General features: G+C 72.3%; 7 protein-coding genes. 5 read left to right on the forward strand and 2 right to left on the reverse strand.

Annotated features, from left to right (window positions below; all coding sequences use genetic code 11):
- Positions 1 to 44: 44 nt before the first annotated feature.
- The gene (locus ACIP6N_RS28990; protein WP_401820525.1) at positions 45 to 830 is read right to left on the reverse strand and encodes a DeoR/GlpR family DNA-binding transcription regulator; all 786 of its coding nucleotides are present in this window, start codon (positions 828 to 830) and stop codon (positions 45 to 47) included.
- Between the two features lie 128 nt (positions 831 to 958).
- Between ACIP6N_RS28990 and ACIP6N_RS28995 the strand changes: the two genes are divergently transcribed.
- From ACIP6N_RS28995 to ACIP6N_RS29005, 3 genes are all read left to right on the forward strand, one after another.
- On the forward strand, positions 959 to 2467 hold the full coding sequence (locus ACIP6N_RS28995; protein WP_401820528.1) for an FGGY-family carbohydrate kinase: 1509 nt from the start codon (positions 959 to 961) through the stop codon (positions 2465 to 2467).
- Positions 2464 to 3084: a histidine phosphatase family protein gene (locus ACIP6N_RS29000; protein WP_401820530.1), complete on the forward strand. Its 621-nt coding sequence runs from the start codon at positions 2464 to 2466 to the stop codon at positions 3082 to 3084. The genes ACIP6N_RS28995 and ACIP6N_RS29000 overlap by 4 nt, the downstream gene beginning before the upstream one ends.
- Before the next feature lie 213 nt (positions 3085 to 3297).
- Complete coding sequence (locus ACIP6N_RS29005) at positions 3298 to 4542, forward strand: MFS transporter (RefSeq protein WP_401820533.1); 1245 nt, start codon at positions 3298 to 3300, stop codon at positions 4540 to 4542.
- Here the strand turns inward: ACIP6N_RS29005 and ACIP6N_RS29010 are convergent.
- Positions 4502 to 5170 (reverse strand): hypothetical protein, encoded by a 669-nt coding sequence (locus ACIP6N_RS29010; protein ID WP_401820536.1) that lies wholly within the window; start codon positions 5168 to 5170, stop codon positions 4502 to 4504. The genes ACIP6N_RS29005 and ACIP6N_RS29010 overlap by 41 nt on opposite strands.
- Positions 5171 to 5634: 464 nt before the next feature.
- On the opposite strand from ACIP6N_RS29010, the gene ACIP6N_RS29015 reads away from it, so the two are divergent.
- Together ACIP6N_RS29015 and ACIP6N_RS29020 are read left to right on the forward strand one after the other, a co-directional pair.
- A complete protein-coding gene (locus ACIP6N_RS29015) occupies positions 5635 to 6672 on the forward strand; it encodes a GDP-mannose 4,6-dehydratase (protein ID WP_401820539.1) in 1038 nt (345 codons plus the stop codon).
- Positions 6673 to 6851: 179 nt separating this feature from the next.
- A partial coding sequence (locus tag ACIP6N_RS29020; protein ID WP_401820542.1) for a type I polyketide synthase occupies positions 6852 to 18620 on the forward strand: 11769 nt, incomplete at its 3' end.

The following is an 18620-nucleotide window of genomic DNA, read 5'->3' on the forward strand; positions in this document are numbered from 1 at the left end:
TCTCCCTTGGCGGTGGATCGCGGGTGTGGTGGCCGGGACAGCGCTCAGGTCGGGGCCACGTCGTAACGGACGCCGCTCTCGTCGAGCGAGCGCAGGTCGTCCGGCGGGGTGCGGTCGTCGATCAGCACGGTGTCGAAGGCGGTGAGGGGAGCGAGCCGGTGCAGGGCCGTCCTGCCGAGTTTGGAGTGGTCGATCATCAGGACATTGCGTTCCGCGGCCTTGAGCATCGCGCGCTTGACGGCGACTATGCGCTGTTCCTGATGGAAGGCGAAGTCGCCGTGGACGGACGACGTGGACACGAAGCACAGGTCGACCCGCAGCGCCTCGATGGCCTCCACGCACGGCACCCCGAGGAACGAGTCGTGCAGCCGGTCGTAGTCGCCGCCCAGCGCCATCAGACGCAGACCGCGCTCCTCGGCGAGCAGGTTCAGTACTTCGCGGAAGTTGGTGACAACGGTCAGCTGTTCGATGCGCGGGAGCAGCCTGGCCAGTTCCAGCGCGGTGGTCGAGTCGTCGAGCATCACCGACATGCCGGGCTCGATCAGCGTCGCCGCTCTGGCGGCTATCGCCTCCTTCTCCGCGCGCATGGCCTTCTTGCGGTAGGCCACATTGCTCTCGAACACCCCGGACGGCTGGGCGGTGACCCCGCCGCGTGACTTGCGCAGGACTCCCTCGCGTTCGAGTTCGCCGATGTCGCGGTAGATCGTCATCACACTCACACCGAACCGCTCGGCCAGCTCCGAGGCGGACACCGATCCCTCGGTCAGCACATGACCGGAGATCTCCCGGCGCCGCTCCAACGGGCCGCGCCCGCTCCTGTTCTGTGACATTTTCTGGTCCTGTCCCGATCTGACGGCCCGACAATAACACTCAGCTCTGTGGATATAACATAGATTGGTGAGGTAATCGCCGGTGCTCTCACCCGGTCATCACCGGCCCCAGGGGAAGGCGGGACCTCATGACCGACGCACGCCACCAGGACGTCTGGATGGGGGTCGACCTGGGAACGCAGAGCGTGCGCGCCGTGGCCGTCACCGGCGGAGGACAGGTACTCGGCAGCGGTTCGGCCCCGCTCACCGGTCGCCGCGACGGCGACCGCCACGAACAGCTTCCCGCCGACTGGTGGAGCGGCACGGCCGCCGCCGTCCGCGCGTCGCTGCGCACCGTCCCCGCCACGCGCGTACGGGGACTCGCGGTGTGCAGCACCTCGGGCACCGTGCTGCTGACCGACGCGAAAGGGGCGCCCCTCAGCCCCGCGCTCATGTACGACGACAGCAGGGCCAAGGACGAGGCCCGGCAGGCCCAGGAGGCCGGCGCCGGGGTATGGGCCTCGCTCGGCCACCGCATCCAGCCGAGCTGGGCCCTCGCCAAACTCCTGTGGCTCACCCGGCACGCCCGGGACGACGGCGCGCCCGCGCTCCACGGCGCCCGGGTCTGCCACCAGGCGGACTTCATCACCTCCCGGCTCGTCGGACGGCCCGTGGCGACCGACTCCAGCCACGCCCTCAAGACCGGCTACGACCTGTACAACCGCGCCTGGCCCACCGCCGTCCACGACCTCCTCGGCCTCTCCGGGCTCGCCTTTCCCGACGTGGTCGCGCCCGGCACCCCGCTCGGTACGGTGTCCCACGAGGCGGCGGAGGCCACCGGGCTCGCCGGGTCGACCCCGGTATTCGCGGGCATGACCGACGGATGCGCCGCCCAACTCGGCTCCGGGGCTTGGGACATCGGGCAGTGGAACACCGTCCTCGGGACCACACTCGTTCTCAAGGGCGTCACGGAAGAACCGCTCCACGACCCCGCCGGAGTGCTCTACAGCCACCGCTCCCCGGACGGACACTGGCTCCCCGGCGGTGCGTCCAGCGTCGGAGCCGGCGTACTGACCCGGGCGTTCCCCGGCGCCGACCTCGGGCACCTCGACCGGCTCGCGGCGCACCGCGAACCCGCGGGCGCCGTCGCGTACCCCCTCGTCTCGCGGGGCGAACGCTTCCCGTTCCTGGCCCCCGACGCCGAGGCCTTCGTCCTCGGCACGCCCGCCGACGACGCCGACCACCACGCGGCGCTGCTCCAGGGCGTCGCGCTCATCGAGCGGCTGTGCCTCGCCTACGTCCGGCTGCTGGGCGCCGAGGTCGATGGCCCCCTCACCTTCACCGGCGGCGCCACCCGCAGTACGTACTGGAACCAACTGCGCGCGGACGTGCTCGGGCGGACCGCCAGGATCCCCCGGCAGGCCGACTCAGCCCTCGGCATGGCGGTTCTGGCCGCCCACGGCGGGGCCGCGGGCGAGGGATCCGTACGCGCGCCGCTGTCGGACCTCCGTCCCATGGTCCGCTTCCGTACGGTGGTGGAACCGCGGCCACAGGTCAGCCGCCGCTTCGCCGAGCCCTTCGTCACCCTTGTCGACGCACTGGAAGAGCGGGGCTGGCTGCCCCAGGAGACGGCCGCTTACGCACGGGAGCACGGATGACCGCCGCACCACCCACGACCCTCTTCCTGACCAGGCACGGTGAGACCGTCTGGCACGCGGAGAACCGCTACACCGGGGTCAGCGACATCGACCTGACACCCCGCGGCTGCGAACAGGCCGAAGACCTCGGGGCCTGGGCCTCCGGCGCCGGTCTGGACGCGATCGTGACCTCACCGCTGTACCGCGCCCGCCGCACCGCCGAGCCCGCCGTACGTGCGACGGGTCTGCGGGCCGTGGCCGAACCCGACCTGGCCGAGATCGACTTCGGGGTCGCCGAGGGCCGCACGCTCGCCGAACTCGAAGGGGAGTATCCGCGTGAGGTCGCCGAGTTCCTGCGCGATCCGGCCGGCCGGCCGCTGCCCGAGGGGGAGGACCCGAAGGCGGCGGCGGGACGCGGCGCGGCGGCCCTGCTGCGCCTCGCCGACACGTACCGGGGGAGCAGGGTGCTGGCCGTCGCGCACAACACCCTGTACCGGCTCGTCCTGTGCCGCCTGCTGGGCATCGCGGAGAGCGAGTACCGGCGGGTCTTCCCCGCGCTGGGCAACTGCGCGATCACCGAGCTGCGGGTGTCGGCGGGGCGGGCGTCCCTGATGTCGTACAACGTGCCGACGCGGTGACGCGGTGACGTGGTGACCGCGGGGACACAGGGACACGGCGACGTGGTGACGCCGTGACTCGGCGATGCCGGGACGCCGGCGTCCCGTGGACCGGGCCGCTCAGGGGGCTCTCCGTCCCCTGATGTTCAATGGGCCGGGGGCAGCTTCCGACCCCGGGGGAGCCCTGTCCAGCGCACCCGAAGTGAGGCCCAGCAGGTGAGTTCGTCCCGCCCCGTGTCCCTCCGGAGCCTCATACCCGCCGTCTTCCTGCCGGCCCTGATCTTCGAGACGGGGATGGGCGCGCTCGCCCCGGTGCTCGCGCTCAGCGGCAGAGCGCTCGGCGCCTCCGTCGGCGCGGCGGGGCTCGTACTCGCCCTGATCGGGGTGGGGCAGATCCTCGGCGACGTACCGGCCGGGGCGCTGGCCGCGCGGCTCGGCGACCGCAAGGCGATGCTCGTGGCCGCGGGGGTCGCCGTCGTGACCCTGTGCTGCTGCGCGCTGGCCACCACCCTCTGGCAGCTGGCGCTCGCCGTGACGGCCACGGGCGCGACCAACGCGGTGTTCGTCCTGGCCAGACAGTCCTATCTGACCGAGGTCGTGCCCACGGGACTGCGCGCGCGGGCGCTGTCCACGCTCGGCGGCATGTCACGGGTCGGGGCGTTCGCCGGTCCGTTCATCGGCGCCGCCGTGCTGAGCGTGCGCCCGGTGCACGACATCTACTGGCTGGCGCTCCTGTGCACGCTCGCGACCGCCGTGGTGGTCCTCGCCGTGCCCGATGTCGCCGATCCGGCCGGGGTGAGGACCACCGGCAAGGCACCGGTCCCGGTGCGCTCGGTGGTACGCGATCACCGCAAGGTCTTCCTGACGCTCGGCCTCGCCGTCCTCCTCGTGGGCTCGGTCCGCGCCACCCGGCAGACGGTCCTGCCGCTGTGGGCCGAACACCTGGGCCAGAGCCCGTCGTCCACCAGTGTGATCTTCGGGATCGCCGGCCTGGTCGACACACTGACCTTCTACCCCTCGGGCCGGCTCATGGACCGGGCGGGCCGGCTGTGGATCGCCGTGCCCTCGATGCTGGTGCTGGGACTGGCGATGGCCGCGCTGCCGCTCACCCACGGCCTGGTCTCGCTGACCGTCGTCGCGATGCTCATGGGCTTCGGCAACGGCATCGGCAGCGGCATCCTGATGACGCTCGGCGCGGACGTCGCGCCGCCGGCGACCCGCTCGCAATTCCTCGGGGTGTGGCGCCTGTGCGCCGACTCCGGCAGCGCGGGCGGCCCTCTCGTCGTATCGGCGGCCGCCGCGCTGGGCAGCCTGGCGACCGGGATCGCGGTGATGGGCGCCATGGGCGTCGTCGCGGCAGGGGCCCTGCTGCGGTGGGTGCCGCGCTACTCGGCCTTCGCCACCACCGGTACCCACTCCAGGAAACGCGCCCCCGTGGTCACCGGCGCGGCGGCGGCCCCGTCGGGCGAGGAAGCGTGAAGGGTGCCCTGCCCGGCGGGGCCTGTCCGGTCGCCGCGGTCCACCCGGCGCGGTGACCGTCGCGGTGACGCGAGGTCGGTCCCGTCGAACAGGAGTGGCCGCTGTCCACCTCGTAGAAGCCATCAGGAGATTGCTCAGCAATGGTCTTGCCCGCACCGGTCGGGCCGACGATGGCCACCGTGCTGCCGGGCCCGACGCTGAGTGAGACCTCCTCGATCAGCGGGGTTTCCGGGGCGCAGCGGAACGACACGCGGTGGAACCGCACATGGCCCCTGGGCCGTTCCGGCCTCACCGGGTCGGGGGCCTGCTCCTTCTCGTCCAGCAGCGAGAAGACCCGGGCGGCGGAGGCCATACGCGCGGAGAAGTCCAGCACGCGGCGGAAGACCACGGAGCGGATGTCGCGGCCCATCGCCATCGCGTCGCGTGAGCCCGGTGAGACGGCCCCGAGGGCGGCGGCGATCTGCACCGGCGCCACGACGATCATGACGGTCACGGTCCGGGTGATGGAGCCGTTGTCCCCGTCGACCACACCGTTGCCGATCAGCGCGGCGCCGGGGGCCGGCAGCGGCAACGTACCGCGAATCTGGATGAGTTGCAGGAATACCAGCAGGCCGAGGCACGGCGGCACGGCCGCGCATGGGTACGCAGGAGTCCGAACAGCACGGAAGGACACTCCGGTTGACAGAGCCGGCCCGGGCGCCGACGGACTCAGTGCACCTCATGTCAGGCCGGAAAATTACTAGACGAGTCATTCCCCCGGGTCCCGTCCGGTGGCCTCGTCCTCCCGCGGAGTGGGCCTGTGGGTGTGATCGCAGGCCGCCGGGGGCCCTTTTGGCGGAGCTACCAGGGCATTTCGCGGACGCAACGGGCGAGAGCTCCGGGCTGTCGGGACTTCACGTGACGCCTCCCGCGCCGCCCGCCCGCGCCGGCGGGAGCCAGAAAACCCCTAGTATGCCGGGGATTTCTTGACACCGTGGTCGGCGGCTTGCGAACGTGCCGATGTCTATCGTCCGGACACAAGCGTATTCGATGCCAGGTTGTCGGCCGAGTTCTGCGTTTGGGCGGTCTCTCTGTGGTCGAGAAGAGGATGGAATGGCCAAACGAGCGCTGATTACTGGAATTACCGGTCAGGATGGTTCGTATCTGGCGGAGCACCTGCTGTCGCAGGGCTACCAGGTCTGGGGGCTGATACGCGGCCAGGCGAACCCCCGCAAGTCACGAGTGAGCCGGCTCGTCTCCGAGCTCAATTTTGTCGACGGCGACCTCATGGACCAGGGCAGCCTGGTCTCCGCCGTCGACACGGTGCAGCCCGACGAGGTCTACAACCTCGGCGCGATCTCGTTCGTGCCGATGTCGTGGCAGCAGGCCGAGCTGGTCACCGAGGTCAACGGAATGGGTGTGCTCCGGGTCCTGGAAGCGATCCGCATGGTGAGCGGCCTGAACGGCAACTCCCGCAGCACGCCGCACCACGGTCAGATTCGCTTCTACCAGGCGTCGTCCTCGGAGATGTTCGGCAAGGCCGCCGAGACTCCGCAGCGCGAGACGACGCTCTTCCACCCGCGCAGCCCGTACGGCGCCGCCAAGGCGTACGGGCACTTCATCACCCGCAACTACCGCGAGTCCTTCGGGATGTACGCGGTCTCCGGAATGCTCTTCAACCACGAATCCCCGCGCCGCGGCACGGAGTTCGTGACCAGGAAGATCTCCATGGCGGTCGCCAGGATCAAGCTCGGGCTCCAGGACAAGCTGCACCTGGGTAACCTCGACGCGGTCCGCGACTGGGGCTTCGCCGGGGACTACGTGCGTGCCATGCAGCTGATGCTCCAGCAGGACGAGCCCGACGACTACGTGATCGGCACCGGCAGCATGCACTCCGTCCGCGACGCGGTACGGATCGCCTTCGAGCACGTGGACCTCAACTGGGAGGACTACGTGGTCATCGACCCCGAGCTGGTCCGCCCGGCCGAGGTCGAGATCCTGTGCGCCGACAGCAAGCACGCTCAGACAAAGCTGGGCTGGAAGCCGGACGTCGACTTCCCCGAGCTGATGCACATGATGGTCGACGCCGACCTCAATCAGGTCTCCCGCGAAGAGCAATACGGGGACCTTCTGCTGGCTTCCAACTGGTAGCCGGCCACCTGGCCCGGGAAAACTAGGGAATTCCCGACGCGGTCAGGACGAGAATCGCCACATGGCTTCCCCTGAATCAGTCACGAAGCCATGTGGCTTTCTATTTGTGGAACGACGAGCGCGAGATGTCCGGCGTGATTCATGTTCGGCCGCTGGCTGTCGAGATGGGTTGAGTTGAGATGGACAACGAACAGAAGCTCCGGGACTACCTCAAGCTTGCGACCGTAGATCTCCGACGGACACGGCAGCGGGTGAACGAACTCGAGGCCGCGGCCCAGGAGCCCATCGCCATTGTCGGCATGACCTGCCGCTACCCCGGGGGGATCAGCAGCCCGGAAGACCTGTGGCGCATGGTCGTCGCGGGTGAGAACGGTATCTCCGGGTTCCCCACCGACCGTGGCTGGGACGCCGAGGCGCTCGCCTCGTCCACCACCACCGCCTCCGGCGGATTCCTGCACGACGCCCCCGACTTCGACGCGGACTTCTTCGGCATCTCGCCGCGCGAAGCCGTCGCGATGGACCCGCAGCAGCGCGTGGTGCTCGAAGCGGCCTGGGAGGCGTTCGAGCGCGCGGGCATCGACCCGACCTCCGTCAAGGGCAGCCAGACCGGCGTGTTCATGGGTGCGATGGCCCAGGACTACCGGGTCGGCCCCGCGGACGGCGCCGAGGGCTTCCAGCTCACCGGCAACACCGGCAGCGTCCTGTCCGGACGTATCTCCTACACCTTCGGCACCGTGGGCCCCGCCGTCACGGTGGACACCGCCTGCTCGTCCTCGCTGGTGGCCGTGCACCTCGCCACCCAGGCGCTGCGCAGCGGCGAGTGCTCCCTCGCCCTGGCCGGCGGCGTCACCATCATGTCCGGCCCCGGCACCTTCATCGAGATGGGCCGCCAGGGCGGGCTGTCCTCCGACGGCCGCTGCCGCTCCTTCGGCGACACCGCCGACGGCACGGGTTGGGCCGAGGGCGTGGGCGTCCTGGTGCTCGAGCGCCTCTCCGACGCCCAGCGCAACGGTCACGAGATCCTCGCCGTCGTGCGCGGCAGCGCGGTCAACCAGGACGGCGCGTCGAACGGCCTGACCGCGCCGAACGGCCCCTCGCAGCAGGAAGTCATCCAGCAGGCCCTGATCAGCTCCCGGCTGTCGGCCGACCAGATCGACGTCGTCGAGGCACACGGCACGGGAACCACGCTCGGCGACCCGGTCGAGGCGCAGGCACTGCTCGCGACCTACGGCCAGGACCGCGACGAGGCCCGTCCGCTGCTGCTCGGCTCGGTGAAGTCCAACATCAGCCACACCCAGGCCGCGGCCGGTGTCGCCGGTGTCATCAAGATGGTCATGTCGATGCGGCACGGAGTGCTGCCCATGACCCTGCTGGCCGAAGAGCCCTCGTCGCACGTCGACTGGGAACAGGGCGCGGTCAGGATCCTCACCGAGAACGCCTCGTGGCCCGAGACGGGAGAGCCCAGGAGGGCCGCCGTCTCCTCCTTCGGCATCAGCGGCACCAACGCGCACACCATCATCGAGCAGGCCCCCGAGCCGGCCGCCCCCGAGGCGCCGGACACCGCAGACGTCGAGCCGGGAGCCGTCCCGGTCCTCGTGTCGGGACGCACCCGCGAGGCGCTGCGCGCCCAGGCCGCGAGTCTGCTCGCGGCCGTGGAGAGCGCGCCCGACGCGCGGGTCCTCGACACCGCCTACTCGCTGGCGACCACCCGGGCCGGCTTCGAGCACCGCGCGGTCCTGGTGGCGGCCGACCGCGAAGCCGTACTCGCCGGGCTGACCGCCCTCACCGAGGACACCGAGGCGGCCGACTCCGTCCAGGGCTCCGTCCAGGGCGACCGGAAGCTGGCGTTCCTCTTCACCGGCCAGGGCTCTCAGCGCCTCGGCATGGGCCGTGAACTCCACGCGCGCTTCCCGGTGTTCGCGCAGGCCCTGGACGCGATGCTGGCCGAGATCGACCAGCACCTCGACCGCCCGCTGCGGGACGTGCTGTGGGGCGACGACGAAGAGGCCCTGAACCGCACCGAATACGCCCAGCCCGCGCTGTTCGCGATCGAGGTGGCCCTCTTCCGCCTGGTCGAGTCGTGGGGCGTCAAGCCCGACTACCTCACCGGCCACTCCATCGGTGAGATCGCCGCCGCGCATGTGGCGGGCGTGCTCTCAGCGGCCGACGCGGCCCGGCTCGTCACCGCCAGGGGCCGACTGATGCAGGCCCTGCCCTCCGGCGGCGCGATGATCGCCGTCCAGGCCACCGAGGACGAGATCACCCCCCTGCTGGCAGGACACGAGGACCAGGTGTCGCTCGCCGCGGTCAACGGCCCCTCGGCCGTCGTGCTCGCCGGCGCCGAGGACGCGGTCACCGAGATCGCCGCCCAGCTGGAGAGCCAGGGACGCAAGACCAAGCAGCTGCGGGTCTCGCACGCCTTCCACTCGCCCCTGATGGCCCCGATGCTCGACGAGTTCCGCGCCGTGGTCGCCGGGCTCACGCTCCAGGCGCCGCTGGTGCCGTTCGTCTCCAACGTCACCGGCGAGCCCGCGACGGTCGCCCAGGTGACCTCCGCCGACTACTGGGTGGACCATGTCCGCCTGCCCGTCAGGTACGCCGACGGCGCGGACTGGCTGCTCGGCCACGGCGTCACCACCTTCCTCGAACTCGGCCCCGACGGCGTCCTGTCCGCGATGACGCAGGACTGCGCCGAGGCGGCGGGAGCCGAAGGCAGGATCACCCTTCCCGTGCTCCGCGCGGGCCGCCCGGAGAGCCGTACCCTCACCACCGCTCTCGCCGGTCTGCACGTCAACGGCGTTCCGGTCCGCTGGGACGAGTACTTCGCCGGCACCGGCGCCCGCCGTGTCAGCCTGCCGACCTACGCCTTCCAGCGCCGCAGGTACTGGCCCAAGGGCGCCCAGGGCCACACCGCCGACCTCCGGGCGGCCGGCCTCGGCGCCGCCCACCACCCGCTGCTCTCCGCCGCGACCTCACTCGCCGACTCCGACGGCGCCCTGCTCACCGGCAGGCTGTCGCTGCACTCCCACCCGTGGCTGGCCGACCACGCCGTACGCGGCACCACCCTGCTCCCGGGGACCGCCTTCCTCGAACTGGCCATCCGCGCCGGTGACGAGGTCGGCTGCGACCAGGTCGAGGAACTGACCCTGGCCGCGCCGCTGATCCTGCCCGAGCAGGGCGGCATCCAGGTCCAGCTGTGGATCGGCAACCCGGACGAATCCGGCCGCCGTACCGTCAACATCTACTCGCGCCCCGAGGCGGGCGACGACGCGCCCTGGACCGCGCACGCCACCGGTGTGCTCGCCCTCGGCGAGCACCGCGCGGAGCTGGACGCCGCCGTGTGGCCCCCGGCCGGCGCCGAGCCGCTGCCGGTCGAGGGCATCTACGGCCGGCTGGCCGGCGAAGGCTTCGGCTACGGCCCGGTGTTCCAGGGCCTGCGGGCCGCCTGGCGGCGGGACGAAGAGGTGTACGCCGAGGTCGTACTGCCCGAGGGCGGTCAGGCCGACGCGGGCTCGTTCGGCCTGCACCCCGCGCTGCTCGACGCCGCGCTGCACGCCGCGTCCTTCGTCGAACTCGGCGAGGAGAGCCGCGGCGGCCTGCCCTTCGCCTGGGAGGGCGTGTCGCTGCACGCGACCGGCGCCACCGCGCTGCGCGTACGGCTGTCCCCGGCCGCCGACAACGCCGTCGCGATCGCCGTGGCCGACGCCGAGGGCGAACCGGTCGTCTCCATCGACTCCCTGGTGCTGCGCGCCGTCGCGGCCCAGCAGCTCGACGCCGCCGCCTCGACCGTCAGGGACGCGCTGTTCCGTCTCGACTGGGTGCCGGTCAGAACCGGCACCGCCGTCCCCGACGCGGTGGCCCTCGTGGGTCCCGACGCCTTCGGACTCGTCGAGAGCACCGGACTGTCCGGGATCACCGAGGCCCACGAAGACCTGACGTCGCTGGCCGCGGGCGAGTCCCCGGTACCCGGCGTCGTCATGATCATGGTGGACGGCACACCGGACGCGGACGCGGCGCGGTCCGCCCACGCGGTCGCGGCCGACGCGCTGGCGGCCGCGCAGACGTGGCTGTCGCACGAGGAGCGGTTCACCGGCTCACGCCTGGTGTTCGTGACCCGGGGCGCGGTCGGCGGCCGTGATGTCGCCGCCGCCGCCCTGTGGGGGCTGGTGCGCTCCGCGCAGGCGGAGAACCCCGGACTGTTCTCCCTGGTGGACCTGGACCCGGACGAGGAACCGGCCACCGTCCCGCTGTGGGCCCTGAGCGCGGACGAGCCGCAGATCGTGGTCCGGCGCGGCGAGGTCAGGGCCGGGCGCCTGGTGCGCAGGCCGGCCGTGGACGGAACCGGCTCGGCGCCCGACTGGGCCGTCGGCGGCAGTGTGCTCATCACCGGTGGCACCGGTGGTCTCGGCGCGCTCACCGCCCGGCACCTGGTGACCGAGCAGGGCGTACGGAATCTGCTCCTGGTCAGCCGTCGCGGCCCCGCGGCCGAGGGCGTCGAGGACCTGGTGGCCGAACTGGAGGTGCACGGCGCCGAGGTGACCGTCGCGGCCTGCGACATCACCGACCGGGACGCGCTGGCGGCCCTGCTGGCCGAGCACTCGGTGTCCTCCGTGGTGCACTCGGCCGGCGTGCTGGACGACGGCATGACCGCCTCGATGACCCAGGAGCGTCTGGACGCCGTCCTGCGGCCGAAGGTGGACGCCGCCTGGAACCTGCACGAGCTGACCCTCGATCTCGAACTCACCGCGTTCGTGGTGTTCTCCTCGGTGGCCGGCGTCTTCGGCAGCCGGGGACAGGGCAACTACGCGGCGGGCAACACGTTCCTCGACGCGCTGATGGAGTCCAGGCGGGCGCACGGCCGGCCCGGTGTCTCGCTGGCCTGGGGCCCGTGGGAGCAGACCGGCGGTATGACCGGCGGCGTGAGCGAGGCGGACATGCGGCGCATGGCCCGCTCCGGCACGCCCGCGCTCTCCGCCGAACAGGGCGTGGCGCTCTTCGACGCGGCGCTGGCCGCGGGCGACGCCGTGGTGGCCCCCGTACGCCTCGACCTTCCCGTACTGCGCGCGCAGGGCGAAGTTCCCCCGCTGCTCAGGTCGTTGATCCGCACCCGGACCCGCAGGACCGCGGTCGCCGGCTCCGGCACGGCCGGCGGACTCGTCCAGCGGCTGAACCGGCTGGACGAGACCGAGCGCCACGAGACGCTGCTCGACCTGGTACGCGGTCAGGTCGCGCTCGTCCTCGGACACGCGGACGGCTCCGACATCGACGCGGGCCGCGCGTTCCGTGAGCTGGGCTTCGACTCGCTGACGGCGGTGGAGCTGCGCAACCGGCTGAACACCGTCACCGGCCTGCGGCTGCCCGCCACCCTGGTCTTCGACTACCCGACCGTGCGGAACCTCGCCGCGTACATCCTCGACGAACTGCTCGGCGCCGACGTCGCGCTGCCCGCCGCCAAGCGGGCCTCCGCGGTCGCCGACGACCCGATCGTGATCGTGGGCATGTCCTGCCGCTACCCCGGCGGGGTCGAGTCGCCGGAGGACCTGTGGCGACTGGTCACCGAGGGCGCCGACGCGGTCTCGGGATTCCCCACCAACCGTGGCTGGGACATCGAGTCCCTCTACCACCCGGACCCGGACCACCCGGGCACCGCCTACACCCGCTCGGGTGGATTCCTGCACGACGCGGGCGAGTTCGACCCGGCGTTCTTCGGGATGAGCCCCCGCGAGGCCCTGGCCACGGACTCCCAGCAGCGGCTGCTGCTCGAAGCGTCCTGGGAAGCGGTCGAGCGGGCCGGTATCGACCCCCTCTCGCTGCGCGGCAGCGCCACCGGTGTGTTCGCCGGTGTGATGTACAGCGACTACAGCGCCGTGCTGGCGAGCCCCGAGTTCGAGGGCTTCCACGGCAGCGGCACATCCCCGAGCCTGGCCTCGGGCCGCGTGTCGTACACCATGGGCCTGGAAGGCCCCGCGGTGACGGTGGACACCGCGTGCTCGTCCTCGCTCGTGGCGATGCACTGGGCGATGCAGGCACTGCGCAGCGGCGAGTGCTCGATGGCGCTGGCCGGCGGTGTGACCGTGATGTCCACCCCCTCGGTGTTCGTCGACTTCGCACGGCAGCGCGGACTGTCCCCCGACGGCCGCTGCAAGGCGTTCTCCGACGCGGCCGACGGCGTCGGCTGGTCCGAGGGTGTCGGCATGCTGGTGCTGGAGCGTCAGTCCGACGCCCGCCGCAACGGCCACGAGATCCTCGCCGTGGTCCGCGGCTCCGCCGTCAACCAGGACGGCGCCTCCAACGGCCTGACCGCGCCGAACGGCCCCTCGCAGCAGCGCGTCATCCGTCAGGCGCTGGCCGCCGCCGGACTGTCCACCGACGACGTGGACGTGGTCGAGGCGCACGGTACGGGCACCTCGCTCGGTGACCCGATCGAGGCGCAGGCGCTCCTCGCGACGTACGGACGCGACCGCGACCCCGAGCGCCCGCTGCTGCTCGGCTCGGTGAAGTCCAACATCGGCCACACCCAGGCCGCGGCCGGTGTCGCCGGTGTGATCAAGATGATCATGGCGATGCGGCACGGTGTGGTGCCGAGGACGCTGCACGCGGACGAGCCCTCGACCCACGTGGACTGGTCGGCGGGAGCCGTCGAACTGCTCACGGGACAGGTCGCCTGGCCCGACTCCGACCGCCCCCGCCGAGCCGGTATCTCGTCGTTCGGGATCAGCGGCACCAACGTCCACACCGTCATCGAGCAGCCCCCGCTGCCCGTCACCCCGGCGGCCAAGACCCCGCGCCGCGAGCCGGGAGCCGTGCCGTGGGTGATCTCGGGCCGCACCCGTGACGCCGTGCGCGGCCAGGCCGCCCGACTGCTGGCCTACGTCCAGGAGCGGCCGGAACTCGACCTCGTCGACGCCGCCTACTCCCTTGCCACCACGCGCTCGCAGTTCGACCAGCGCGCCGCCGTGGTGGCCGAGGACCGCACCGCGCTGCTGAGGTCGCTCACCGCACTGTCCACCGCCGCCCCCGACGCCGGAGTGACCGAGGGCGAGACGGCGCGGCGCGGCCGGATCGCGATGCTCTTCACCGGCCAGGGCAGCCAGCGTGCCGCCATGGGACGCGGACTGTACGAGCGGTTCCCGGCCTTCGCCGAGGCGCTCGACGCGGTCCTCGACGCCTTCGGCCCGCTGCTCGACCGCCCGCTGCGCGAGGTGCTGTTCGCCGCCGAGGGCACCGACGAGGCGGCGCTGCTGGACGAGACCGGCTGGACGCAGCCCGCGCTGTTCGCGGTCGAGGTCGCGCTGTTCCGCCTCGTACGCTCCTGGGGTGTCAAGCCGGACTTCGTGGCGGGCCACTCCATCGGCGAGATAGCCGCTGCCCATGTCGCCGGCGTGCTGTCGCTGGAGGACGCGGCCGCCCTGGTCGCGGCGCGCGCCAGGCTGATGCAGGCACTCCCCTCCGGTGGCGCCATGGTCGCCGTGCAGGCCGCCGAGGACGAGGTGCTGCCGCTGCTGACCGACGGCGTGTCCATCGCCGCCGTCAACGGCCCGGCCTCCGTCGTCGTCTCCGGCGAGGAGGCCCCGGTCCTGGAGATCGCCGCCTCGTTCGGCGCCCAGGGGCGCAAGACCAAGCGTCTGCGGGTGAGCCATGCCTTCCACTCGCCGCTCATGGCCGGGATGCTCGACGAGTTCCGCTCCGTCGCGGAAGGCCTGACCTTCACCGCGCCGCAGATCCCGGTCGTCTCCAACCTCACCGGCGAACTCGCCACCGAGGACCGGCTGTGCTCCGCCGAGTACTGGGTCGACCATGTCCGCGAAGCCGTCCGCTTCGCCGACTGCGTCCGCACCCTGCGCGACGCGGGCGCCACCACCTTCCTGGAAATCGGCCCCGACGCACCGCTGTCCGCGATGGCCCAGGACACCCTCGGTGACACCTACGACGCCGAACTGGTCCCGCTGCTGCGCGCCGACCGCGCCGAGGACGTCGCCGCCGCCACGGCGCTGGCCCGCCTGCACGTCCACGGCGTCACCGTGGACTGGAAGGCGTACTTCGCGGGCGCCGGAGCCCGCCGCGTCGACCTGCCGACCTACGCCTTCCAGCACGAGTTCTACTGGCCGCAGCTGCCCGCCCTCGCCACCGCCGTCGGCGCCGACCCCGCCGACCAGCGTCTGTGGGCCGCCGTGGAGCGCGGCGACGCCGAAGAACTCGCCTCGATCCTCGGGCTCGGCGAGCGCGAACTGCCCTCCCTCGGCTCCCTGCTGCCCGCCCTCACCTCGTGGCGGCGCGGCAAGCAGGAGAGGACCCGGCTCGACGCGCTGCGCTACCAGGTCGAGTGGACCAGGCTGCGCAAGCCCACCGCCCCCGTTCTCGACGGCACCTGGCTGCTCGTCAGCAGCGAGGGCACGGACGGGGCGCAGGACACCCTCCGCGACGAACTGACGGACGCGCTCAGCGCGCACGGTGCCCGCGTCCGCCGTCTCGTGCTCGACGCCTCGTGCGCCGACAGGACCGTACTGGCCGGCCGCCTCACCGAGTTCGCGGAAGCCGAGGAGATCGGCAGCGCGGCGAACGTGCTGTCCCTGCTCCCGCTGGACGAGCGCCCGAGCGACACCTGCGCGCCGCTCACCGACGGGCTCACCCTGACGGTCGCGCTGGTCCAGGCGCTCGCCGACACCGGATGCGAAGGCCGGCTCTGGACCGCCACCAGGGGAGCGGTCTCGACCGGCCCCGCCGACCCGGTCACCAACCCCGTACAGGCGGTGGCCTGGGGGCTCGGCAGGACCGTCGCTCTCGAACACCCCAGGCTCTGGGGCGGCCTGGTCGACCTTCCCGAGGTCTTCGACCAGCAGTCCGCACAGCGGCTCGCCGGTGTGCTCGCCACCAAGGACGTCGCGGACGGCGAGGACCAGGTGGCGCTCCGCGCCTCCGGGGTCTCGGGACGCCGCCTCGTCCGGCGCGCCGTCGAAGAACTCCCGGCCGCCGACGCGTTCACCGCTTCCGGAACCGTCCTGGTCACCGGTGGCACCGGCGGCCTCGGCGCCGAGGTCGGCCGCTGGCTGGCCGCCGCCGGCGCCGAGCACCTGGTCCTGACCAGCCGGCGCGGCTCCGACGCCCCCGGCGCGGCCGAACTCCGCGCCGAGCTGGAAGCGGCGGGCGCCCGCGTCACCATCGCGGCCTGTGATGTCGCGGACCGCGACGCGCTCGCCGCCGTACTGGCCGGGATCCCGGAGGAACTGCCGCTCACCGGCGTCGTGCACACCGCGGGCGTCGGCCACTTCGGGCAGCTCGAAAGCCTGGACCTCGCCGAATTCGCCCAGCTGACCTCGGCCAAGCTGGCGGGCGCGGCCCACCTCGACGCCCTGCTCGGCGACCGCGAACTCGACCTCTTCGTCCTCTTCGGCTCCGTCGCCGGTGTCTGGGGCAGCGGAGGCCAGAGCGCCTACGGCGCCGCCAACGCCTACCTGGACGCCCTGGCGCTGCACCGGCGCGCCCGCGGCCTCGCCGCGACCTCGGTGGCCTGGGGCCCCTGGGCGGAAGCGGGCATGGCGGCCGACGACGCCGTCTCCGAGGGCCTGCGCCGTCAGGGCCTCGGACTCCTGGAGCCCGGCCTCGCCATGACCGAGCTGCGCAGGGCCGTCGTACGCCAGGACGTGACCGTCACCCTGGCCGACGTCGACTGGGACCGCTACGCCCCCCTCTTCACCTCGGCGCGCCCGAGCGCGCTGCTCTCCGACCTTCCCGAGATCCAGGCCCTGACGGCCGGTCCCGACCAGGAAGGCCCTTCGGACGCCTCGGAGTTCGTCACCCGGGTACGCACCCTGGCCGAGACCGAGCGCACCCGGCTCCTCGCCGACCTGGTCCGCAGCGAGGCGGCGGCGGTACTGGGCCACAGCTCCGCCGACGGCGTGCCCGAGGGCCGCGCCTTCCGTGAAATCGGCTTCGACTCGCTCACCGCGGTCGAACTGCGCAAGCGCCTGACCACCGTCACCGGGCTCAGCCTGCCGAGCACCATGGTGTTCGACTACCCGACCCCCCTGGAGCTCGCGCAGTACCTCCAGGCGGAGATCCTGGGCGCGGTACTCGACGTGGCGGGACCGGTCGCCACCGGCGCGGCCGACGACGAGCCCATCGCCATCATCGGCATGAGCTGCCGCTTCCCCGGCGGAGTCAGCTCCCCCGAGCAGCTGTGGGACCTCGTGACCTCCGGTACGGACGCGGTGTCGGAATTCCCCGACAACCGCGGCTGGAACGCCAACGCTCTCTTCGACCCGGACCCGGACCAGTCCGGCACCACGTACTCCACCCGCGGCGGATTCCTGCACGAGGCCGACGAGTTCGACCCGGCGTTCTTCGGAATCTCCCCGCGCGAGGCGCTGGTGATGGACCCCCAGCAGCGGCTGCTGCTGGAGACCACGTGGGAGACCTTCGAGCGCGCCGGCATCAACCCCGCCACGGCGCGGGGCAGCCTGACCGGCACCTTCATCGGCTCCAGCTACCAGGAGTACGGAGCGGGCGCGGGCGAGGGCGCCGAGGGCCACCGGGTCACCGGCAGCAGCCCGAGCGTGCTCTCGGGGCGGCTGTCGTACGTGTTCGGCCTGGAGGGCCCCGCCGTCACCGTCGACACGGCGTGCTCCTCCTCTCTCGTCGCGCTGCACCTGGCCTGCCAGTCGCTGCGCAACGGCGAGAGCTCTCTCGCCGTCGCGGGTGGCGCCACGATCATGACCACCCCCGCGCCGTTCGTCGCGTTCAGCAGGCAGCGCGCGCTGTCCCAGGACGGCCGGTGCAAGGCGTTCTCCGACGAGGCGGACGGCATGACGCTCGCCGAGGGCGTCGGCATCCTGCTGGTCGAACGGCTCTCGGACGCCCAGCGCAACGGTCACCCGGTGCTCGCGGTGATCCGCGGCTCGGCGATCAACCAGGACGGTGCGTCCAACGGTCTGACCGCCCCCAACGGCCCCTCGCAGCAGCGGGTCATCCGGCAGGCGCTGGCCAACGCGCGGCTCGACCTCTCCGACATCGACGCGCTGGAGGCCCACGGCACCGGCACCCCGCTCGGTGACCCGATCGAGGCGCAGGCGCTCATGGCGACCTACGGCAGGGACCGCGATCCGGAGCGTTCGCTGCTGCTCGGCTCGGTCAAGTCCAACATCGGTCACACCCAGTCGGCCGCCGGTGTGGCGGGTGTGATCAAGATGGTGATGGCGCTGCGGCACGGGGTGCTTCCGCAGACCCTGCACGCGGAGTCCGCTTCGACCCACGTCGACTGGTCCAGTGGTTCCGTGCGGCTGCTGACGGAGGCGGTGGCATGGCCGGAGACGGGCCGCCCGCGTCGCGCGGCGGTGTCGTCGTTCGGTATCAGCGGTACCAACGCCCACACGCTGCTGGAACAGGCGCCGGACGTCGAGGAGCCCGAGCCCGCGGCCGAGCCAGCCCCTGTGCTGCCCGTCGCGGCCGGTGTGACGCCGTGGGTGGTGTCGGGCCGCAGCGCCTCCGCGGTACGCGAGCAGGCGGCGCGGCTGCTGTCCTGGCTGGAGACGGAACCGCAGACCCGGCCGCTCGACGTGGGCCACTCGCTGGTCTCCTCGCGCGCGGTCTTCGAGCAGCGGGCGGTAGTGGTCCCCGCCGCGGGCGACGACCCGCTGGAGGCCCTGCGGGCGGTCGCGGACGACGGACCGTCGTCCGTGGTGGCCCGAGGTGTGGCCGATGTGGAGGGGAAGACGGTGTTCGTCTTTCCCGGGCAGGGTTCGCAGTGGGTGGGTATGGGTGCCCGTTTGCTGGAGGAGTCCGGGGTTTTCGCTGAGCGGGTCGGTGAGTGTGCGGCCGCGTTGAGTGGGTTTGTGGACTGGTCGTTGGTGGATGTGTTGCGGGGTGCTGAGGGGGCGCCTTCGTTGGAGCGGGTGGATGTGGTGCAGCCCGCGTCGTTCGCGGTGATGGTGTCGTTGGCTGCGTTGTGGCGT

The sequence above is a fragment of the Streptomyces sp. NPDC088725 genome, from assembly GCF_044751305.1.
Lineage (GTDB): Bacteria > Actinomycetota > Actinomycetes > Streptomycetales > Streptomycetaceae > Streptomyces.

What these genes read in the sequence shown, in the direction of transcription:
- ACIP6N_RS28995 (WP_401820528.1), top strand. Translation starts at nt 959, where the DNA reads ATGACCGACGCACGCCACCAGGACGTCTGGATGGGGGTCGACCTGGGA.
- ACIP6N_RS28990 (WP_401820525.1), bottom strand. Translation starts at nt 830, where the DNA reads ATGTCACAGAACAGGAGCGGGCGCGGCCCGTTGGAGCGGCGCCGGGAG.
- ACIP6N_RS29015 (WP_401820539.1), top strand. Translation starts at nt 5,635, where the DNA reads ATGGCCAAACGAGCGCTGATTACTGGAATTACCGGTCAGGATGGTTCG.
- ACIP6N_RS29000 (WP_401820530.1), top strand. Translation starts at nt 2,464, where the DNA reads ATGACCGCCGCACCACCCACGACCCTCTTCCTGACCAGGCACGGTGAG.